Annotated in this window: 22 protein-coding genes and 1 pseudogene; 9 read left to right on the top strand and 14 right to left on the bottom strand. The window is 33.1% G+C overall.

Annotation, left to right across the window (positions count from 1 at the left end; genetic code table 11):
• Positions 1-72 precede the first annotated feature (72 nt).
• From M1L26_RS02480 to M1L26_RS02470, 3 genes are all read right to left on the bottom strand, one after another.
• Positions 73-1,398 carry an IS4 family transposase gene (locus M1L26_RS02480; RefSeq protein ID WP_250120059.1) on the bottom strand — a complete coding sequence of 442 codons (1,326 nt, stop codon included), beginning with the start codon at positions 1,396-1,398 and terminating at the stop codon, positions 73-75.
• 235 nt (positions 1,399-1,633) lie between these two features.
• Complete coding sequence (locus M1L26_RS02475) at positions 1,634-1,822, bottom strand: hypothetical protein (RefSeq protein ID WP_246433213.1); 189 nt, start codon at positions 1,820-1,822, stop codon at positions 1,634-1,636.
• Positions 1,823-2,215: 393 nt separating this feature from the next.
• The gene (locus tag M1L26_RS02470; RefSeq protein WP_250120357.1) at positions 2,216-2,623 is read right to left on the bottom strand and encodes a hypothetical protein; all 408 of its coding nucleotides are present in this window, start codon (positions 2,621-2,623) and stop codon (positions 2,216-2,218) included.
• Positions 2,624-2,842: 219 nt separating this feature from the next.
• Here M1L26_RS02470 and tnpA point away from each other — a divergent pair.
• Positions 2,843-3,289, top strand: a pseudogene (tnpA, locus tag M1L26_RS02465) (IS200/IS605 family transposase).
• A gap of 56 nt (positions 3,290-3,345) precedes the next feature.
• Here tnpA and M1L26_RS02460 read toward each other — a convergent pair.
• Positions 3,346-3,684: an outer membrane protein assembly factor BamE gene (locus tag M1L26_RS02460; protein WP_250120356.1), complete on the bottom strand. Its 339-nt coding sequence runs from the start codon at positions 3,682-3,684 to the stop codon at positions 3,346-3,348.
• Positions 3,685-3,813: 129 nt separating this feature from the next.
• Between M1L26_RS02460 and M1L26_RS02455 the strand changes: the two genes are divergently transcribed.
• Both M1L26_RS02455 and M1L26_RS02450 read left to right on the top strand, forming a co-directional pair.
• The gene (locus M1L26_RS02455; RefSeq protein WP_250120355.1) at positions 3,814-4,803 is read left to right on the top strand and encodes a ribonucleotide-diphosphate reductase subunit beta; all 990 of its coding nucleotides are present in this window, start codon (positions 3,814-3,816) and stop codon (positions 4,801-4,803) included.
• A gap of 131 nt (positions 4,804-4,934) precedes the next feature.
• The gene (locus M1L26_RS02450; protein WP_211908336.1) at positions 4,935-5,330 is read left to right on the top strand and encodes an ankyrin repeat domain-containing protein; all 396 of its coding nucleotides are present in this window, start codon (positions 4,935-4,937) and stop codon (positions 5,328-5,330) included.
• Between the two features lie 697 nt (positions 5,331-6,027).
• On the opposite strand, the gene ygfZ is transcribed toward M1L26_RS02450, so the two are convergent.
• Positions 6,028-6,825: a CAF17-like 4Fe-4S cluster assembly/insertion protein YgfZ gene (gene ygfZ / locus M1L26_RS02445; protein ID WP_211908338.1), complete on the bottom strand. Its 798-nt coding sequence runs from the start codon at positions 6,823-6,825 to the stop codon at positions 6,028-6,030.
• 112 nt (positions 6,826-6,937) lie between these two features.
• On the opposite strand from ygfZ, the gene M1L26_RS02440 reads away from it, so the two are divergent.
• From M1L26_RS02440 to M1L26_RS02420, 5 genes are all read left to right on the top strand, one after another.
• Complete coding sequence (locus M1L26_RS02440) at positions 6,938-7,228, top strand: co-chaperone GroES (RefSeq protein ID WP_007302813.1); 291 nt, start codon at positions 6,938-6,940, stop codon at positions 7,226-7,228.
• A gap of 89 nt (positions 7,229-7,317) precedes the next feature.
• Entirely contained in the window at positions 7,318-8,976 is a 1,659-nt protein-coding gene (groL, locus tag M1L26_RS02435) for a chaperonin GroEL (RefSeq protein ID WP_007302814.1), read from the top strand.
• Between the two features lie 303 nt (positions 8,977-9,279).
• On the top strand, positions 9,280-9,783 hold the full coding sequence (locus tag M1L26_RS02430) for a protein-disulfide reductase DsbD domain-containing protein (protein ID WP_250120354.1): 504 nt from the start codon (positions 9,280-9,282) through the stop codon (positions 9,781-9,783).
• A gap of 108 nt (positions 9,784-9,891) precedes the next feature.
• Positions 9,892-11,217: an alanine:cation symporter family protein gene (locus M1L26_RS02425; protein WP_250120353.1), complete on the top strand. Its 1,326-nt coding sequence runs from the start codon at positions 9,892-9,894 to the stop codon at positions 11,215-11,217.
• A 392-nt stretch (positions 11,218-11,609) separates the two neighbouring features.
• Positions 11,610-13,850, top strand: coding sequence for a hypothetical protein (locus M1L26_RS02420; protein ID WP_250120352.1), 2,241 nt, complete (start codon positions 11,610-11,612; stop codon positions 13,848-13,850).
• Here M1L26_RS02420 and M1L26_RS02415 read toward each other — a convergent pair.
• The 7 genes from M1L26_RS02415 to M1L26_RS02385 all read right to left on the bottom strand — a co-directional run bounded on the left by M1L26_RS02415 (position 13,837) and on the right by M1L26_RS02385 (position 18,304).
• Positions 13,837-14,427 carry a Maf family nucleotide pyrophosphatase gene (locus tag M1L26_RS02415; RefSeq protein WP_211908342.1) on the bottom strand — a complete coding sequence of 197 codons (591 nt, stop codon included), beginning with the start codon at positions 14,425-14,427 and terminating at the stop codon, positions 13,837-13,839. The two genes, M1L26_RS02420 and M1L26_RS02415, sit on opposite strands and share 14 nt — an antisense overlap.
• Positions 14,424-14,660, bottom strand: coding sequence for a translation initiation factor IF-1 (infA, locus tag M1L26_RS02410; protein ID WP_007302820.1), 237 nt, complete (start codon positions 14,658-14,660; stop codon positions 14,424-14,426). The genes M1L26_RS02415 and infA overlap by 4 nt, the downstream gene beginning before the upstream one ends.
• 71 nt (positions 14,661-14,731) lie before the next feature.
• A complete protein-coding gene (locus tag M1L26_RS06565) occupies positions 14,732-15,574 on the bottom strand; it encodes a hypothetical protein (protein WP_250120351.1) in 843 nt (280 codons plus the stop codon).
• Between the two features lie 72 nt (positions 15,575-15,646).
• Positions 15,647-15,838, bottom strand: coding sequence for a hypothetical protein (locus M1L26_RS06560; RefSeq protein WP_250120350.1), 192 nt, complete (start codon positions 15,836-15,838; stop codon positions 15,647-15,649).
• A gap of 66 nt (positions 15,839-15,904) precedes the next feature.
• On the bottom strand, positions 15,905-16,204 hold the full coding sequence (locus M1L26_RS06555; RefSeq protein WP_246433216.1) for a hypothetical protein: 300 nt from the start codon (positions 16,202-16,204) through the stop codon (positions 15,905-15,907).
• Positions 16,205-16,340: 136 nt separating this feature from the next.
• Positions 16,341-16,799, bottom strand: coding sequence for a hypothetical protein (locus M1L26_RS06550; protein ID WP_250120349.1), 459 nt, complete (start codon positions 16,797-16,799; stop codon positions 16,341-16,343).
• A gap of 227 nt (positions 16,800-17,026) precedes the next feature.
• Complete coding sequence (locus tag M1L26_RS02385; protein ID WP_211908344.1) at positions 17,027-18,304, bottom strand: adenylosuccinate synthase; 1,278 nt, start codon at positions 18,302-18,304, stop codon at positions 17,027-17,029.
• 180 nt (positions 18,305-18,484) lie between these two features.
• Between M1L26_RS02385 and M1L26_RS02380 the strand changes: the two genes are divergently transcribed.
• Complete coding sequence (locus tag M1L26_RS02380) at positions 18,485-20,017, top strand: hypothetical protein (protein WP_250120348.1); 1,533 nt, start codon at positions 18,485-18,487, stop codon at positions 20,015-20,017.
• A gap of 371 nt (positions 20,018-20,388) precedes the next feature.
• Here M1L26_RS02380 and argB read toward each other — a convergent pair whose 3' ends face one another.
• Both argB and yihA read right to left on the bottom strand, forming a co-directional pair.
• Entirely contained in the window at positions 20,389-21,327 is a 939-nt protein-coding gene (gene argB / locus M1L26_RS02375) for an acetylglutamate kinase (protein WP_250120347.1), read from the bottom strand.
• Entirely contained in the window at positions 21,302-21,898 is a 597-nt protein-coding gene (gene yihA, locus M1L26_RS02370) for a ribosome biogenesis GTP-binding protein YihA/YsxC (protein ID WP_369800778.1), read from the bottom strand. Before yihA ends, argB begins: the two co-directional genes overlap by 26 nt.
• Positions 21,899-21,926: the final 28 nt, after the last annotated feature.

Here is a 21,926-nt window from a genome sequence, read left to right as displayed (position 1 = left end):
ATGGTAAATTTACAGTAGAATTACCATCAGCTTGGCCTAGATGTGCCTGCTGCTCAGATCATACGCGTCAAGTTAAGAGATTGTGAGCAAATTTAGAGAGGTTAAAGTGGATACTCTAGTCCTTCTACGTTTGTCTTTTAATGAAAATAGCGACCAAGTTATAGTGAGTTTTTTAAGAAATGCTTTTAAACTATTAATTTTGGTTAATACTAAAAATAACTCTCTAACCCGCCTTTTTAGCTCAATAAATGCCTTTGTTAAGCTAAGTTCTGTATTCTTTTTCACTTCTGTGCAACCAACTATGCCGTGAAATATAAGAATTGCGCACAATTTAGCATATAGTTCACATAATACTCTGCATGGCTTTCCTTTTAGCTTATCAAGCCTGATATGGCTTTTATACAATTTAAATAATAACTCAATTTGCCACCTTACTCTGTAAATCGTTAATACTTGCTCAGCACTAATTTTATTTTCTGGAACATTAGTTATAAATATTGACCAGTTCAACAATTTTTGATTTCTTTTAGAGGATGTATATCCCTGCGATCTTGCTAATCTATTAGCTTTCCTTCTTCTGGCCATAGACTGTTCTTCAGTTAGTTTCTGACATATAATTCTTACTCTAATTTTTGCTTCTTTTCCTAACAATACCTCGTTTTCTAAAAATAACTTATCCTCTAAACATTCTAATAACTCCATTTTTTGATTTGTTTCTACATCATATATGTTGGTATCAGATTTATAACGACTTATGAAATAAGCTCCTATTTCATTGATTTGTTTAAAAGAACTTGGCACAAAATAACCGAGATCAGATATTAGCAAATCATTGCTTAATATATTACTTAAATGTTTCCTATATCCCTGGTCTGATCTTACCCCCTCCGTTAAATTAAGTTGGTCTATTATCTGATTCATGTAGTCGAAAACTAATTGTAACTTTATTCCAGACTTAGTATTGCTTTCATAGCCACTGTAGCTAGTACCATAACCTTTATACATCTCTTCCATACTGTTAGGTAGAGTAATATAGCTACTGTCCAATAATTTAACACTATTAAATTGCTGTAAGATTTTGCAATCAACTTGCAAGATATTTTTAAAGAGAATCACAGATTCATTATACATCCTTTTCATAAATTCCACTGCTTCTTCAGTAAATCTAAAATCCAAACCTTGTTTTGTTATATCTATCGAGTCCTCGTTTAGTAATTGACACATTGTTTCTACGCTACAATTATCAACTCCTATATTACCCAAGACCATGGCTTTTACGAATGATGAACCTTTTAGCTTTCTCTTTCTTTTTATAAACCTTGTTGTAATTGAGATTTTCTCTGCTTTTTCATTAAAAAATTCTTTGAGCTTTTTTGATAAGCAAGTTATTTTATTCATTGGTTCTCTCACTAAAAGTATATCTGGGAGAACTTATACCTTATTATTCTATCTCTTTCATACCTTTATTTCCTTAACTTGACGCGTATGGCTGCTCAGATAATCCAGAAGCAGGATCTAAAGTACATACGAGAGTTGGAAACAACTTTGATGCTAAAGCTGCTACTATAACTGATGCGTACGTTGCAATACTACTAAATTTTACAATCTGAGTTGTTCTATCTTTTAGTTTCGGTTAATCACCTGTTTCTTTTGCTACTGCATGCAATTTTGGTTGATTACCTTCTTCTTTAAATAAATTGCTAAGAGCTTCAGAATCTAAAACTTCTTCTTGATTTCTTTTTTTACGCTCTTGATGCATTTTCTTAGCATCTTCATCAGAATTAATAATGTATTCTACCTTTTTATCTAGTTGTTTTTGCATTTTAGCTTTTTCTTTGACATTTTGAGCATCTAAACAAGAAGAAGTAATTGTTAGCTCTTTGCAGTGCAGCTAAAAGCGCAAAAACTAGAGCAGAAAATACAGTACCACTAATAATAAATGGAAGGCCAACACTTAACGCTGCAACTGGAGCTAAGAAACTAACATAAGGAGCTGCAGCAAACACTCCTGATGCTAACAAAGTTACTACCCCTTTTTTTTTACAGTAAAGGTAGCAAAAAAAGCTACAAGTCTATGTAGTATTTAAACTCGCTCCTACTGGGACCTGAACCTAATCCACTACAACATATCAGAAAACATTATCTCTATTTTTTCTGGTTACACAATGAATTTTTTCTCAGCATAATGATTATGAGATTGCTTTTTAGCTTGGTTTTACTCAACTAAAGCTAAGTTATTAGAAATTACCTGGTTTATTTGAGCGTTAGCAATATGAGTATCTTGTTGTTTACATTTAGTACAATACATAATAGATGCAGCTCCAATAGCAGCTCCAACACAAGCAGCTCCAGCAATTAAGGCAATTTGATTAAAGTCTTTGTTATAACCTTGGTTAAATCCTTCACTGTAGCCTTTTTTGTAGCCATCCATATAACCATCTTCATAATTTTTTTGTTGTGCAAAAAAACCATAAGCGTATGTAAATAATGCTCCTCCTGCAGCGTAAAATATACCCTGTATTCCAGGTTTGATTATGTCTGGAACAAGCCTAACGCCATTCTTTATTTCTTGTACTATAGAAATTGTTGTTAAGTTCTTTATGTTAAAATCATTGATATTCATTGCTTTTTGTAAAAAAAATTAAGCTATATACTTTATATCTTAACATTAATTTAGTTTTAAAACAAATTAATATTTTAATATAAGTTTTCTCTTTTGTAGAGAATCTGCTTTTTCTTGTTTTGTATGAACTTAGAAAATTTTTATTGTTCCAAATTTGGGAGAAAAACCCTGGACCATCCTTTTAAGAATATAATTTTAAGGTGAAAAATCTCAAAGAATGTGGAATATTATAGAAAAAGCAGTCACTCTGTATATATATCACATAGTGTGGATAACAAAATATCGATATCCAGTATTAGTTGGAGATATTGGACAGAAAGCTAAAGAAGTTGTACAAGAAGTATGTGCAAATAATCAATTAGAGAGGTAGAGTTGCGTCAACATGTATACGTTTCTGTACCCCCATACTTAAGTATTAGTAAGTTAGTGCAGTTAATAAAAGGAAAAAGTTCCAGAAAAAAATCCAGCAAAACTTTCCAGAGCTGAAAAAAAGATACTGGGTTATGGACATTTGTCAGGACTAGCGGAAATGTAACTGACGAAATGATAAAAAATTATATTGAAAATTACTCTAAAAAAGAAGATAAATTTGGTAAGTCAAAAGTTAGCATTATATGCTCTCTCTCAATCTTTGGATTTCAATCCATAGTGGTTGAATCTAAATAGGTGAATTTACGTTACCTAAATTAGTTACTTGTGATGAAAAATAGATCAGCAAATTTTCAATCAACAACAGCTAAAGACCTTTCTGCAACGTTGATTTCTCTTATATCTGTAACTTCGTCATTCTGATTAAACGAAATTTGCAGAGACTTACTACTGTACTTCCTTTTTCCCAAGAAGTTAGCTTGTTTAATTTTATATGAGACATAGTACCAAACATTTTCGTCGAACTTTGATACTAATGTTGGCGATCCTAAAGTATGAACCACTTTTTCTCTATCATCACCTACTTTTATTTTGCTCCACAGTTCAACATTAATGCCAGGAACTCCGTGATTGTGAATAGTGTGAGTGCAGCTCACTGTAAATAATAAAATAAAAGATATTAATACTCGCATTTCGTCAATTAATTATTTGAAATCATAATACACTGATAAACTATCTGTCGTCAAATTTCAAAAAAGTTAAATTGACTGATTCTCAATATCATTTAATATAATATTTACTTCAAAATAATTAGGTACCTTATGTCATTGCTAGAAGCAGATCCAATATACAAGCCTTTTAATTATCCTTGGGCATATGATGCATGGTTGCAGCAACAAAGGATACACTGGATACCTGAAGAAGTTCCGCTTGCTGATGATGTGAAAGATTGGAAAACTAAACTTTCGAATGTAGAGAAAAATTTATTGACCCAGATTTTTAGGTTTTTTACTCAAGCAGATATTGAAGTAAATAACTGCTATATGAGGCATTATTCAAATATATTTAAGCCAACAGAAATATGTATGATGCTTGCAAGCTTTTCCAATATGGAGACTATACACATTGCAGCCTATTCATACCTTCTAGATACGATTGGCATGCCAGAAAGTGAATATCAAGCATTCTTAAAATATGATGCTATGAGAAAGAAGTATGAATACATGTTAGAATTTGAGGAAAGTAAAAAGCACGATAAAAAACATGTTGCTAAAACTTTAGCAGTATTTGGTGCCTTCACTGAAGGATTGCAGTTATTTGCATCATTTGCAATTTTGCTCAATTTTCAACGGTTTGGAAAAATGAAAGGTATGGGGCAAATAATTGCTTGGTCAGCACGTGACGAAACCTTGCACACCAATTCAATTATCAATTTGTTCAATACGTTTATTAAAGAGAATAATGAAATTTGGAATGACGAGTTCAAAGAAGAATTATATTCTGCATGTCGCACTATTGTTGAACTTGAAGATGAATTTATAAGTCTTGCTTTTGATTTAGGAGATGTTGAAGGGCTATCTGCAGGGGAAGTGCGCAATTATATACGTTACATAGCAAACAGAAGGTTAACGCAATTAGGTCTTAAATCTATATATAATGTTAAAGATAACCCTATTCCGTGGCTTGATGAAATACTAAATGGCGTGGAACATACAAATTTCTTTGAAAATAGAGTAACAGAGTATAGCCGTGCAGCAACTCAAGGCACTTGGGAGGAAGCTTTTGCTAAAAACGATACAAAAAGTGAATAGCAGTAACTTCACCCTTTTTTATCGTTTCAACGGAAGCTTGCGATACATATCAAAGGTGGAAGGAGGAAGAATTTGATATAAATCATCTATTTAGCCTAGAGAAAAGAGAGTATAGATATAAGGTTACATTATTGCATGTAATAGTTGGAGATTTTGATTGCTTAGAGGAGGAGAAGAAGAAGTTAATACGATATTTATTAGACAAAGGTGCTAATGTTAATGCACGAGATTCTTTTGGAAAAACTTCTTTGCACAATAGTCATGACAAAGAGGTAACACAAATTTTACTAGATGCAGGTGCTAATCTTTTTATAAAGGATCATTATGGAATGACTGCAAGAAAACATGCCCGTGATGAATCAGAGCAGCTTTTAAAAAAGGCAGAAGATAAATACAAGCATAAAACAATGAAATTTGGTGCTATTGTTGGTATTACGGCTGGAATGGGAGTTGGTAGTGGACTTTTTGCTGCTGCTGGTCTTTCATTACTAATATCGGCTTTTATTGGTGCAGCTTTATATATATAATTGAGAATAAAAAAACTGTGGATAACTCTGAAAAAGATCAAAAAAGACATCAAAAAGAGTATGATTAGATTGAAATATTTACAGAAAAACTTACTCAATTGATAAATATCTTAACGTTTTTTAAGAAAAGACAAATAGAGGGTCGTATTGGAGCTAAAGGTTGAAATTTTAAGTGTTTTTAAAGTAGCAATTTAATCTTAAAGAGGTACTTTAATAGTTCCTTTTAAGTACTAATCCGGAGGTTCAACAGGTTGTTGTTTAAAAGATTGGGAAATGTTTTTGTTAGTATTGAAAATTACATAATGTGTATTATGGAAAATATAAGAAATACAAGCTTTCAGCAAGAGAAAATGCAATTTTTGCTCTTCTAAAACAGCATAAAAAAGTTCCTGTTGAACTCCCAGATTAGCATCCAAAAACACTCAAGTATTATTTTAAGAGTATTTAAAATCTTCACTTAAAGACCATTCCTTACTCCCTTATTGGCTCTTATTAGAAAAATATCAAAATCACAACTAAAAAAGATTAAAGTTGATATAATTTTTTAGAGTTGTCCACTTTATTATGAATCTCCGAAGTACTCATAATGCGTAAAATATGTATTTCTCTGGGTTATCAACTGAGTTATTCACAATACTGTGGATAACTATCACAAACACTTAAACAAGAAAAAGGGGCTTTTACTCGAATAGATATTTTATAACGTCTTAATACTAACTCCACCGACATATAAATTTGCGTGGCTTTTTCCAGTATTAAGCAATGCAAGTCCAATATTGTCGACACTAGAGCGTAGTTCTCCTACTTCTTCATTATGTTCACTGATTACTTTAGTGCCAATATTTGGAAGTGCATTTTTTCCCTCAACAAGGTAAAGTTTCCTTCTGAATTTTTCTTGTCTGCTCATTCGATTTACAACTTCCTGACCTATATAGCACCCTTTATTAAAGCTTATACCATTTATCTTATCGATTAAATATTGCAGCGGAAATGATGAATTTTGCACCATATCTTTTGCTCCATCTGGGACAAGGTTTTTAATTCTAACTTTTTCATACTGAATAAAATCTCCAACCGGTTCTTTTATTTCATCTTCATGTATGATCCTCATTCCTAGCAGCTTGTGCCTTGGATCTTGAAAAATAACTTGTGACTTACTACTACACTCCGTCAACTTAGCATCAAACAAAACTCCAACCTTATATAGTGAACTAATGTCTTTAATCCTCACTCTAAGGTAAGTTTTGAGCAAGTCTAATTTTTCAATTATTTGCTGTAGATGGGCATTTTCACACTCCAAATAAATATATTTATCATGCTCAATGAGGAAAAAATCGTACAGATATTTTCCCTGAGGGTTGAGTAATAAAGAGTAAATTGCCTGCTGGCTACTTAGTTTATTAATATCATTTGTTATAACACCCTGAAGAAAATCTCTCGTATCTAGTCCGTATAAAGATATTAGACTACGGTTTGCTAGCGGTATGTAACCCATAAAACTTCTGTTCAAACCTTAATTATACACTTTTACTAACTCCAACCCTTGAAATGTAACCTTTAGATGACTACATAGAATTATAGGTTAATCTATTAATGAGGAAACATAAATGTCAAGTGTAAATTTGAATGTATTAGATGATAACGTGCTAATAAAGCCTATTACTGAAGAAAAACAAGGTGGAATTGTACTACCATCAAGTGCTGAAAAGAAGCCTACTAAAGGTGAAGTTATAGCAATTGGTAGTGGTTCACGCAACTCAAGCGGAGAGCGTATAGCTTTAACTGTAAAAACTGGTGATAAGGTTTTCTACAGGCAGTGGGCTGGAACAGAAGTAGAGCATGATAATGAAAAGTATGTCGTGATGAAGGAGTCAGACCTACTTGCTGTTATCAAGTAGGTATCCCTATTTTACTAAACTAATGCGCTATATAGTGCATTATGTATTTTAATATTCTAAATTTTTTATTAATTTAAGGAGTGATAAAAATGGCTAACATAGTAGTATCAGGCGAACAGTTGCAAGAAGCCTTTCGTGAAGTTGCAGCAATGGTTGACTCAACGGTGGGAGCAACTGCAGGGCCTAGGGGAAATACAATAGGAATTAGCAAGCCATATGGTGGACCAGAGGTCACAAAGGATGGCTATAAGGTAATGAAAGGTATAAAGCCTGAAAAACCATTACACTCTGCGATAGTAAGCACCATTGCTCAAAGTGCTTCTCAGTGTAATGACAAAGTTGGTGATGGTACCACAACATGCTCAATACTGACTAGCAATATGATAATGGAAGCTTCAAAGTCAATTGCAGCTGGAAATGATCGTATTTGTATCAAAAATGGAATACAGAAGGCAAAAGATGTGATATTAAAGGAAATTACATCAATGTCTCGCACAATTTCTTTAGAGAAAATGGATGAAGTTGCACAAGTTGCAATAATTTCTGCAAATGGTGATAAAGATATTGGTAATAGCATTGCTGATGCTGTTAAAAAGGTTGGAAAAGAAGGCGTCATCACTGTTGAAGAGAGTAAGGGTTCAAAAGAATTAGAAGTTGAACTTACAACTGGTATGCAGTTTGACCGTGGTTATCTCTCTCCATACTTTGTTACAAATAATGAAAAGATGAGCGTGGAGCTTGATGATCCATATTTGCTGATTACAGAAAAAAAACTTAATATTATTCAACCTTTACTTCCTATTCTTGAGGCTATTTTTAAGTCTGGTAAACCTTTGTTTATCATTGCAGAAGATGTTGAAGGTGAAGCATTAAGCACTTTAGTGATCAACAAATTACGTGGTCTAAAAGTTGCTGCAGTAAAAGCTCCAGGTTTTGGTGATAGGAGAAAGGAGATGCTCGAAGACATAGCAGCTTTAACAGGTGCTAAGTATGTCATAAAAGATGAGCTTGGAATCAAGATGGAAGATTTGACTCTTGAAGATCTTGGTACTGCTAAAAATGTTAAAATCACTAAAGACAATACCACAATTGTTAGTGAAGACAGCGACTGTGATAAACAAAACAGAGTAAATGCTAGAATTAACCAGATTAAATCTCAGATTGAAACTTCAACCTCTGATTATGATAAAGAAAAGCTGAGAGAGCGTTTAGCGAAATTATCAGGCGGCGTTGCTGTGCTCAAAGTTGGTGGAGCAACCGAAGTAGAAGTAAAAGAACGCAGAGATAGAGTTGAAGATGCACTTCATGCAACAAGAGCTGCAATTGAAGAAGGGATAGTTCCAGGTGGAGGAGTTGCACTTCTTTACGCTGCATCTGCTCTTGACAAGCTAAAAGCTTCAAGCGATGAAGAGCAAATAGGTATCAACATTGTCAAAAAAGTTCTCAGTGCCCCAATCAAAAGATTGGTTAAAAATGCTGGTCTTGAATCTGCTGTTATAATTGACTATTTGATTAAGCAGAATGATAAAGAGCTTATATACAACGTTGAGGCTATGAACTACGCTAATGCATCAACAGCTGGTGTAATTGATCCGGCAAAAGTAGTTCGTATTGCTTTTGAAACGGCAGTGTCTGTAGCAAGCGCACTTATTACTACTGAATCTATGATAGTTGATCTACCAAACAAAGAAGAAAATGCTTCATCACCTATGGGTGCAGGAGCAATGGGTGGAATGGGTGGATTCTAAGTAAACAAGAGCCTTGGAGCAATTGCTCCAAGGTATCTTTCTAGTTCTAAAAAGTCTTACATTTATAAAGGAAATAAATTTGTGATTTTCTATGCAAAGCCACTACTATTTATATTTGTTACGTCTTTTTAACATTATAACTGCTTAAAAATAAAAAAATAATATATGAAAGTTATAATTGCTAGTATATTTCTATTAGTAGAATATTATATTAACAAATGATTTATATAATATTTTTATTATAATAGATAGAACTTAAATTATTTTCTTCATAAATAGAGTATTTATATAAATAGAGTATTTATGAAAATACGTATATACTCAATCCTACTTTTACTTTTTGCTTGCACTCAATTGTGTGCTGAAGAAGAAGTTGCAAAATTTGATCTGCTCATTGGTAAGGTAAATAAAGCAAACCTCACCATTGAAGGCGCAATAAAGGTTACAATAAAACCAGGTTGGCATATATATTACAAAGACCCTGGAGATTTCGGCCTTCCTACTTCCTTTGACTGTCAGGGTAACATATCAAATATAGATATTCATTGGCCTACTCCCAAGGAACATGAAGATAAAGTTGGGGAAGTTACATTTGTTAGTAACATATATGAAGATATGGTGTTATTTCCCTTTAAAACTAATATCATTCCAAATCAGAAATACGCTGATATTAACTTTCATATAAAGTACGCAATATGTAAAGATAGGTGTATCCCTAAAAATGCCGAGATAAAAACCAGTCAACCACTAAAGGATTTTATGGATTCCGATATCAATAAACTCATAAATGAGTGGTATGAAAAATAGGATTTTAGCAGGCTTACTATAGTTTTTATAGTGTTGCTTCTCATAAACAATAAGTTAGGTATTTTTCAATTTTTGCTATATACTCGAGTAAAAATCTCTCTTTTACAGATGGATACAGTAAAGTTTGTTTTATTACTGCCAACAATACTACTCATACTAGTTGCTGGTGTTTACCTATCGGTTAAACTAAAATGGTTACAGGTGTTTAGACTACCGTATGCCGTTTCACTTATTGGAGCTAAAAGAGGAGAAAATAAATTTTCTTCTATAGCCGCCCTGTTTACAATCTTAGGAGGAAATTTAGGAGTAGGAAACGTTTCAGGCACTGCTGTTGCTCTAAAAACCGGAGGACCAGGATCCATTCTATGGATGGCAATAATTATTGTTGTTACTTCTGTGATAAAATATGTTACTTGTTACCTAAGTATAAAAACCAGAAAAGAAAAAAATGGACGGTTTATAGGTGGACCTGTAGCCTACATGACTGATGCATTTAATTCTAGAAAAGCTACAGTTGTGTTTCTAGTTATTATGATGATGGTTTCAATAACAGTTGGTAACCTTGTTCAGGTAAATTCTCTATCAATACCACTCAGCATGGTAGATATACCTGTAGTCATTGGCGGCATTGTAATGGCCATAATATTTTTTGTTGTTGCAGCTCTCAGCTTAAAAAAAATTAAAATTTTTATATTGGCTATGATACCGATAATGACGGTAAGTTACCTCACACTTTGCGGTATCATATTATTTAAGTTTAGTGAAAATATTCTTCCTTCTCTAAAACTAATAACAAGCAATTTTTTTACAACTAGTAGCTTTAACTCTGGCTTATCTTTAGGTTTAATTTTAGAAATGTTGACTATTATTCAAGTAGGAACTCTGCGAGGTATTTTTGCAACAGATATAGGACTTGGCCTCGAAGGAATTGTACACTCCTCGATTACTCCTAAAAAAAATAACAATAAATTTATCATTGAACAGAGTCTAATCACAATAATATCTCCTTTTATAGTTGCACTCATAGTGTTCATTACAGCAATGGTACTGCTTGTCACAGATTCTTGGATTACTGATTTAGAGAGCACTAACATGTGCATTTTTGCTTTTAGAAAAGCTATGAATTGGCCCTATACTGACTATTTAATTATGGCTATAATGTTTTGTTTTGCCTTTACTACTATCTTTACTTGGTTTTTTTGTTCAAAACAAACAATACGCTATGTATCTATGGATAATAAATACACTAAAATCTGGACTGTAGTTTTTACCTTAGTCATTCCATTTGGTGCAATCGGTGGAGTTAAGTTACTCTGGGATATCGCTGATATTTCAATTGCTGCTTTGCTGCTCATAAACATACTTGCTATACTCAAGCTCACTTCTCAAGATCCAGAAGTATTTACTATGAGTAGCAAATACTTGAAGTTGTAAAAACAGAGCTAAAGCAATATTTTAAGTTATCATCCCAGTCTGGAATCCAGCCTTTCATGAACTTCATCAAAAATGTTATGTTTTAACATAATACTTTTATGCTCACTAACTGAGTGCCACTGGATCCCAGTGTCAGCTACTCAAATGACATATTTTTTGGTGAAAATTACTCTTATATTACAACGTTTGTAGTTATGAATTTGACTATAGGATCAAGTCTAGAAAAATCTAGATTCCAGACTGGAATGACAACTTAAATTGCTTGATGTGAACATAAAATAGCTCATGTCATCACGTTAGCAATACAACTTCTTTAATAAAAACTAAATCAATTCCCGTAATAATTGTACTAGCTAAGGCTAAAAGGCAGAGGGTTATTAGTGAGGGAAAATATGAATACTCAAAGCACACAACAATATCATGAATTCATTCGAGGATTTTTTACTTTATTCGATGAAATAAAAAAGGAAGACGACCCAATTTATAATTCCAGAGTTGGTTTTAATGCAGTAAAGTTTCTAATAAAGCACTCCATCTGGAATTTGGAGACAGATGAAGACAAAAATAAAGCTTATGAAGTTATTCTTCCAGAGCAGAACAAGATAAAGAAAGCCGAACAAAAGCTTGAAAGTGAAGTTAAAGCAAGGTTAAAAGAGTATGTTGATGATATCGCAGGAGTTTCAATATATGGCGATCACGCAAGTATTACACTGGGAGATGACAAAAAAGAGTTTAAAATCAGCGAGTTTTTAAATAGTGACTTTTGTCAGAAGAAAGGAATTTCGGGATTTTCAACGCTGCATAGTGATGGAAAGAGCGGAATGCACGGTTTTGTTGCCGAAGAAGGAGAGAAAAGAATAAGGCATTATGTTGTAACCGATGGTTCATATGAAATGACTTTGAATTGGCATGACAAAAATGGAAAAAAATGTACTATCAAAATCAAGATTGATAAAGATGGTGTAGATCTCACTGAACGTAATGGTGTTGCTGAGGAACAATTAAAAGCAAACACAGATGTAAAAATAGGTGGCTTATTCCTATATCAAATACAATTCAAGGAGAAAGGACAAGAACAAGAGAATCAACAATCATCTGAAACTTTCATAGAAAGTGATATCAGTAAAGGTGTTGGCGTTCAAGCTACTCAAGATCAAGAAGTTGAGTTTAAGCATGCAACGACTAGCACTACAAATTCTAATAACGCATCTGCTAAAAAGATTCCACCGTCACTGCCACCTAGAGCTAGTTCATTACCTAATAATCAGAAAAAAGATGAGTATCAGCCAATACGGATTAATAGTAGAAATAACTACAATTCTCCATATTCTGATGCTTCTTCAAGCAGTACTATTTTCACCAAGTCTGTAATCTACAATCAAGATAATACACAAGAGGATGAACGGTATGACAATCCTACATTTGCTACATTTGGACATGCTGTACCTGGAAGCCGAAAATCAGATGAAAGTGAGCAAATATCTAATAACCGGCAAAAAGGTGCAATTTTTGATCCTACAGCTACTGAAAGCGCTGCACCAGCACAAGACGTTGCATTCAAAAAAGTTAAAGAATCACGCAATACTGGAAATAAGCAACCACTAAATGATGTAGCTTCGATTCTTGCATGGAAAGCAAAAAATGAGTTATTACGTAGTGAAAGTGAGTATGATGAAGAATTTTCTGACTTCGAAGATGGTTGGAGCGATAACGAAGATGAGTATATAACGCTTTCAAATCCTCAATCAGATTATAAACAAGAAAAAGATTATCTTAGCACTAAGGAAAACGAAGAAAGAGGAAACGATAAACAAAAAGAAACCGAAGATAAATTACAAGAAAATGAATCTCTAGAATATAGCTCAACAGACATAAAAACAAACGATTCGGGCTATTCATCTCCAACTCACTCTAATCATGAAAAATCTCGAGTAAATTCTGGACAGTTAAAAGCGAGCCTAATGAATGTTGAACAAAGAGATGATACCCTACTTACGGAATTTACCAGTAAGTTGGATAAAGAAACTCAGAAATTCCTGCTAAAACCAGTAAATCAAAAGAAAATGAGTGGGCAAACAAAAGAACATTTATTAGCAGCTGGATTGCTAAAAGACAATGCAGCGGAGAAAGAAATAAACGACTCAGGTTACTCATCTCCAACTTACACTAGCCACTATAATTTTCAGGTCAATTCTGAGCAATTAGAGAAGAGATTAGAAACCATTGAACCAAAAGATACATTGGAAAAATTGAATAAAGGATTGAGAGAACCTTCACACCAGGCTACTAAAGATTTATTCTCAGAAAGTATGTTGAAAGAAATAAAAGAAGGTAAAAAATATGACCCTGTACGTAAGTTATTAGAAAGAAAAGTGGCAGAACAAGAAGCAGAACAAGAAAATGATAATACTAATCTGACTATAGACAAAAATAGCGAACTATATAAATTGCTAGAAAAAGATGCAGCACAACTGAAAGCTGGAATAGTAGAAGAGGAAAGAAAAGATACTTTAACAGAACGCAATGATAGTCCTGATCGCAATAGAATTGCATTAGCAAATAGAAATAGAATATGGGCTAAACTTATTGCTGAAGAAAAACAAAAAAAGGACAATGGTATTAGTATAGGTTAAAGTAATTACTTAGCAAGCAATGGGTTTCATGTAATGGTAACCCTATTACAGAAGAGTATGAGCCACGTAAAAATAATACAAACATTCCTGCAAGACCTTGTATGTTGCACCCCCCTGCCCTGTTTTTCCACTCTTCTGATGCTAAATAATATTTAATTTCTTGTTCGCTGAGACGCTTAAATTTCACTATTGTAACTACAGTCCTAATATGCTGTTTAGATTGATCAGGAGTTAATAAACACACACTGGTGTATACTCTATGCCTTCTTCCTGATAACAAGCGAACGCATTTTTCTGCTTGCTCAACGTTTTCAGCTTTGAGCAGTATCCTTCTACCACAAGCAACAACTGTATCAACACCAAGCACAAAGTAATTTAGATTTGCACTTTGTATTTTCTCGGCTTTACTTTTTGCCATACGGATTGAGTAATCTTTTGGCAGCTCTTTCTTCAAAGGCGATTCATCTGTATCTGCTGGCAAAACTAAACCTGGCTTAATATTTATTTGTTTTAGTAAGGCTACTCGCCTTTCTGATGATGAAGCAAGAATAAGATTATCTAGAGATTGTTCTATCACTTGAGCCTTTTTATTATCCTACCCTTTCTTGCATTCCTATCATAAATACTCATCTCAACTAACACTCTATCGCCTATAATGATACGTATTTTACTTCTTCTCACTCTTCCTGATACATGACAGATAATCTCATGTTCATTGTCCAGCTTCACTCTAAATTCTGCTGCAGGTAGTAAAGCAGTTACTGCCCCTTCCACTTCAAAAATTGTTTTTGATTTGTCTTCTTTTATCATTGTCGTATTATAATTTAATAATCTTTTTCAGTCTACTATAGATTTTAAATTATTATCAATACAGGAGATTTTTATACTCTACTTGAGTATTTCTCTTGCAACTTAACTCCAATCATCTCCTTAACAATGCAAGAGGAAAGCGAGCTACCTACGCTTCTACTCTCTACTACCTTCTCAATAGAACTTATATTAGAAGATAAATCATTATCACAATTTTCCTCATCGCTATCAAGTCCACTATCAAAACTTGAAGATCTGGATAACTCTGTCTTCTTTTGTGAGGCACTATCAGGTTCACTAAAAACGTTTCCTGCTAGAGTATAAAATTGATGATTGAAGCTTCTTTGTTCAATAGAACTCATGTTAGAAGATAAACCATTATCACTACCATATCCTCCATCAGAGCTTGAAGATCTGAGTAACGTCATCTTTTCTTCCAGTGGAACACAAGACTCATTATTAGTCTCATTAAAAATATTTCTTGTTGGAGTATAAAATTGATTATTGAGGCTTCTTTGTTCATCAGCATGAATTTTTTCTCCCAGTCCATCAGCTATTTCTACAACTTTATCATCCCATTCATTCTCACACTCTAGCTTGCTTCTTAACTCTTCAACTTCCCATGCTAGTTTGCATATCCCTTGTTCATAAGATTCCAGTTGTGCTTTATGCTCATCTTTCAACTCTTGCACTTGAAGTTTTAAATTGCTTATATACTGCTCCTTTTCCTTCATTATGTGTGCTGCTTCTTTTAATTTGTCTTCTAACTCCTTCTTTTCTGTATTAACACCTTTTAGCTTACCCTCTAGCTTTCCTTTTGCTTCACATACATTTTTAAGTTCTTGTGCTTTCTCTTGTAACTCTGCTAACACGCTTGCTAACTTTTCATCTTTTTGTGCCAGTTCAGTTTGCAATTCCGTGTTTTTTCGCTCTTCTTTTCCAAAACTGTTTTGTAAATCAGTTATTTGTTGTGAAGCAATTTCTGGTTAAGTTTCAGTGTGCTGTAAATTGGCTTCCAATGCATTGCTATTAATAGAAGGAGAAGGAGAAGAAGGAAGGCTATTATCAGCATCAACTTTATGATCTAACTTCCCCTCTGGTTCCTTACCTTGATAAGCCACCATAGATTCATTGTAAAGATTAATAGGAGTAGCCCTATTCTCTTCTAGTGATTCCATTACAGCATCATATAAGGAGAGACCTTGAATATATAATTCATCGTTTTGCTTTATTAATTCTAGAATCTACTTCGATGAAACAAAATCTTCACCATTAAATTTTAGTATTTCAGTTATGCCATCGCTACTCACATTCATAATCATGGTACACATTCTTGATCCATCTTTTGCAGCCCAAGTGCTTGTCATTTCATAATATGCACCTTCTTTAAATTCATAATATCTTTTCTTATCTTTTTTATGAGCGTGTATTTCATGTTTTTTATTGCAATAGATATTCAGTTCTTTAATATCTTTCTCTTGCTGTAAAACGTCACTAATCTTTGTTGGCTCACTATTGTCGTAATGAGTAAGGTTAATATTCAAAACTTTATTATTATTGTCAATTTCTTCACAGTAAACTTGAAAGTCCTCTTTCCATTTTCCAAAATACCTACTTGCAACTTCTTTTCCTTCCTTTACTAACTCTATGTATTTACCTATATTTTTCTCAAAGTCCTCATTAACAGGCTTTTCTCTTTACTTTTACTGCTTCATCCACATACATTCGCTTAAAATCATTATCACCTATTAGATTACTAAAACGCCAATTACCATAAGCTTTTTGTATATCAGTAAAGTCCATCTTTTCTCTCAAAAGCGCTAATAAGCTTATCTTATCTCTCAAATTTTCTAACTCACAATCGAGAAAATCATCGAAACTGCATAACTTTTTATACAGTTCTCTATCTTCTATAATTGAGCAAAGAAATTTCATTATAGTAAGGTTCTTAATGGAAGGCTCATTTTTTTCTACATCATTAATATAGCTTTTGAGAAATTGAAATATACCAAGCCCATCACTATCTTGGACAAACTTCTCTCTATCATTAACACAATTGTTGCCCTGTGATGAACATAATCTATTATGCAATTTTTGCAAGTCATGTATTGACTTAACTACATATTCTGCAACTGACAATTCTCTCAGCTAATCACTTGTTTTTTCCGCTTTTATTGCTTTGTCTCCCTTAGTCAAACCTGCAATCATAATACGCCTACTTTAACTATGTTTATATTATAACAATCAACATGTATTTAAGAAAAATCACACTGCTCACTGTACGTTTACGCTGCTACTTTACATAATAGATTGCTTGAAGTCACACAAGTATCGTTTTTTATTAGATAAAAGTTAATAAGACGTTTTCATAGATTTTTAAGCTTAATAACATCCTCTCTATTGGGACTAGTTGAAATTAGATGAATTGATACGCCTATTAATTCTTCTATTTTTCTCACATATTTCATCAAATTTGCAGGTAATTCCTTAACTGACCTTTTGCCTTGAGTTTTCTCTTTCCAACCAGGAAATTCTTCATATATTGGCTCTAATTCTTTTTGTATTGAATGTGATGCGGGTAAATAATCATACATTTTTCCGCCATACTTATAACCAGTGCCTATTTTAATAGTATCAAAAGAATCAAGAATATCTAATTTGGTTAATACAATGCTTGAAACTCCAGAGAGTTGTACGGCCTGGCGCACTAAAACTGCGTCAAACCATCCGCAGCGCCTTCTTCTATTGCTTACTGTTCCAAGTTCCTTACCTATAGAAAATAAGCTGTCTCCAATCTCGTTATTTTGTTCAGTAGGAAATGGACCATTACCCACTCTTGTTGTATACGCTTTTGCTACACCAATAATGTGAGCATTGTAGGATAATCCTGAGCCTGTTATCGCTTGCGATGCTACGGTATTACTTGAAGTAACAAAAGGGTAAGTTCCGTGGTCGATATCTAAAAATGCGCCTTGAGCGCCTTCAAATATTATTTTCTTACCTTCTTTCATAAAATCATTTAGTATCTTCCACACAGGTTTTTTATATGAAAGAATTTTTTCTGAAATCTGTCGAATTTCCTTTAATATTTCTTCTTTTTCAACCACCTGGTAGTTAAGGCCTTTTCTGATAGAATTATGGTAACTCAGGAGAGCATCCACTCTTTGATTGAGCTCATCTGCGTTTTCTAAGTCACAAATGCGTATAGCTCTCCTTCCAACTTTATCTTCATAACATGGCCCTATTCCTTTGTTTGTTGTGCCAATTTTGCAATTTCCGTTTAAATCTTCAAATAGCTTTTCCTTGTCCTTATGTACGCTAAGTATTAATGGACAGCTCTCGGATACCATCAAGTTGTTATAGTTTACGTCCACTCCTTTAACTTTCAATGATTCTATTTCTGATATTAGAGCTTGTGAATCAAGAGCAACGCCATTTCCTATGATAGATATTTTTCCTGGCCTCAAAACAGCAGAGGGCAGTAAATTTAATTTATAAACCTCATCATCTATTACTATAGTGTGCCCTGCATTATTTCCTCCCTGAAATCTCACAACTACATCTGCATTCTCAGAAAGATAATCTACTATTTTACCCTTGCCTTCGTCACCCCATTGCAGACCAACAATTACAATATTATTCATCACTATTTTCTAGATTAATACGTAAATATTAATGCAGCATGCTACAAATGAAAAGAGAAATCTACGCCTTTCCTACACCTATTAAATAAAGAAATATACTATCGACTTTTTTTATATGTTATCAAATTATTCATCATTATATGATACAACTTACAGTATATTTATAGTAAGGTGTTAATTATGAAAGAGGCAAAGGAGAGTCCAGTAGTTAGATTAAAGGCCACAGCTAAAGAGTTCAATTTTGGTAAATTAAGAGCAGATCAAGATAATAAATTAGCAAATTCTGGTGAAACAATGTTCTTGGATTTTCAAAGGATGAATTTTATTATTAATAAAAAAGAAATAGATAAAAATTTTATTATTGCATTTAAGGAAGGAGATAAAGATTATAAAAATGAGATTTTTAACCGTGATAATTTTGATAACCTCTCCGAAGAAGGTAAAGCTTTTATGGAACCAGTACTTAAGGAGCTTGATCAAGATAGACTATCTGAAGTTTGGGAAAATCATTGTAATAGCCCTACAATTGCTGATGAGAAAAAAATTGATGAATATAGAAAGGAATTTGAGAGATTTTATAACGCAGGGAGAAGCTCTTATCATCTATTCTCCAAAAAAGATTACCGTGCATTAGCAAAGGAAATTTTCAAGGAAATGTTCAGGTATGCTGGAGCAGAAGTTCCAAGTAATGCTATTTTAGAAGAGCTAGTCACCAATTGTAATCAAGCAGGGTATGAAGCTGGTATATTTAATGAATCTCATGCAGCACTCAGTAGTTGTAGCTTGATTCCACATAGTCCTAAAAAAGCGCTAAACATTTACTGCACTGATCACAACCACATAAAAGTGAAGTCTGATATGGCAATGCCTATAACCACGCTTAACAATCCGAAAGAGAAAATATGCGACCTATCCAGCTCATTAGAATTTACACTTGAGTCTCAATATGGTGAAGACCTTGTAAAATATGGAGATGGTAAATTATCACTTACTATTCCTGAAGAGTTGAAAAACTATAAAGACAATGGCAAGACCTTGTTTGACACTATTAAAGAATATTTTCAGAAATTCCGTGCAAAATTAGGATTTAAACCTGAGGCAAAAATACAAATAGAGCATAGCTTAGGTACTCAAATCAAAGTAAACAACTATTTAGATGGTACAATATCTACTACAGGATCGGATGCAAATGAAAAATTTACCAATCTTTTAAAGAAAAATCTCAGAGAGAGGTTATTGGGATCAGGAGTTGCTCTAGGAGATGAAGATGTTGATGATATTATTGAAGTCAGAGTATCTACAGTTATGGATCTACTGCGTGATTATACTAAATTGGAAGATAATAAAGAAAACAGAGAGTTATTAATAAGTGAAGTAGCAGATAATTTAGGGCTTTCCACTCAAGATAAAACAGCATCAGAAGTATTGATGGAATTAAACTCTTTACCTTCTTCGATAAAAGGTCAGGTTAATCATAATCAAGTGCAGTTTGTTGTAAATATTTTTACCAATTTAATTGTTGAAGGAAAAAGCGAAGTATACAAAGAAAAAAATGCAATTAATGCAATTGATGCAATTCATCAGAAGATAGATAAGGCAATTGTTGAGCAAGAAAAAAGAGCAACCAACAAACAAGATATAGAAAATGATAAATGGACAGATAAAATAAAAAAACAGAGATTATCTATGGAATCACATGGGCATTTGCATTAAAGATACTGTGTACAGAGGCGTAGTATGCTCAATTTTCGCCTTTCATTTAAAGCACTCAAATTGACCAAACACACTCAATCCAAAGCGTTTGTAGATTCGATATCTTGAGTAACTTGACGCAGAGAGAATTGTATACCTTAGTCAACTTTTCTAGCGGTATCCATAAGGTAAATCATTATTTGAGTGTTACACCTAAGCCCTCTTTATTTTCCTCTGTTATCAAGCTAAAAATACCATTTGGTTTCATTATGTATACGAAACTATTATGCTTGCAAGAAAAAAAAAACTAAAAAACTGGAAAAGAGAATAGGAATTTGACATAAGCTATTCCCAAATTTTCAATGTTCATATGGTTATAAGCAGTACAGCTATTAATCATCCATTATTGATATACCTGAATTATTCTCAGTAAATAAATCAAGTATAATGTTAGGTACTCTACCATCAACTATGTGAACAACCCCTGCACATTCTTCTACCATTTTAGTATATGACATAAGCCTTTCAACAAATTTTTCTCCTTTAATTTTTCCACAATCAATCGATTCTTTTAAATTTTTAATCAAGACTCTTCTATTGCCAACTTTGTTTATTTCTTCATCTGTATCAGTCAAGATTATCATTTTAGATGCGTAAACTGCAAGTGCAATTGCACTTGCAGTGCTATCAGTATCAATATGATATGTTTCTCCATTTTTTCCATAACCGATAGGTGCAATAACTGGTATAGAATCTGATTCTTCAATAAAGAATAATATATCAGGATTGATTTCAGTTGGTCTACCGATAAATCCCATGTCTAGTATTTTTTCAATATTATTTAATCTATTTTCCCTAAGCGTAGTGCTTATCTTTTCAGCTTTTATGAGGTTGCCATCTTTTCCACATAGTCCAATAGCTGAACCACCAGCAGAATTTATATGCTGAACAATTTTTTTATTAATTGAACCACACAGTGCCATTTCAATGATTTTCATAGTGCTTTTGTCTGTAAGTCTGACACCATTTATAAACTTATCATTCATACCTAGCATTTTTAACACTAAGTTAATTTCATATTCTCCGTCATGAACTACCACCGGATTTATACCAAGCTGTTTCAACAGAACAACATTATGCGCAAAAGCACTAAGCAGCGTTTCATCTGAGATTATTACACTGCTGCATTTGATGATAAAAGTTTCGCCTACAAATTTAGGTATGTTAGACAGAACTTCAAATAATATTTCTGTTTTTTCCTTCAATGGCATCTTACCATTTAAAGATTCATCACTTTTCATTTTTTTATCTTGTAAATTTGAAAAACTCATCTCTTACCTTGGTGATTTTATGCTTAACACGAATGCTTATTTGATGAATTGATACATGTTCATTATTAACCCACTTTTGAGTATTTTCTAGAATAGCATCTAGACTTTCCTGATTCACTTTATCTATTTTTGTTAGCACAATATTAAAGTTAATATTATTACATATTAACCAATAAACAAAGTCTTTGTCTATTTCTTTTAATCCTACCTTGCTATCTATAAGCACAAAGACTCTTTTTAGATTTCTCCTGTGAATTAGATAGTACTCAATTAGGTTTAAGTATTGTACTGCTTCTTCCTTGCTTGCACAAGAATAGCCATAACCCGGTAGGTCGACAATCCTAAACTTATCATTGTACATAGAGTAAAAATTTATTTGTCTAGTGCATCCAGGTTTAGAAGAAACTCTTGCAGCTTTTTTGCTGTTTATCAGCAGGTTGATTAAACTTGATTTTCCTACGTTTGATCTACCAGCAAATGCAATCTCTGGAGCCGACTCATCTGGTAATGATTTTTTGTCTGAAGCTCCAAATATGAAGCTGCAGATTGATGTTATCTGTTTTGCCATTATACTTAGGTAGAAATATTCGAGACAATTA

Source organism: Wolbachia endosymbiont of Ostrinia scapulalis, from assembly GCF_023559145.1.
In the GTDB taxonomy this organism is placed as follows: Bacteria; Pseudomonadota; Alphaproteobacteria; order Rickettsiales; family Anaplasmataceae; genus Wolbachia.
The sequence above is the reverse complement of the archived record's forward strand: the minus strand, read 5'-3'. Positions and strand labels throughout refer to the sequence as shown.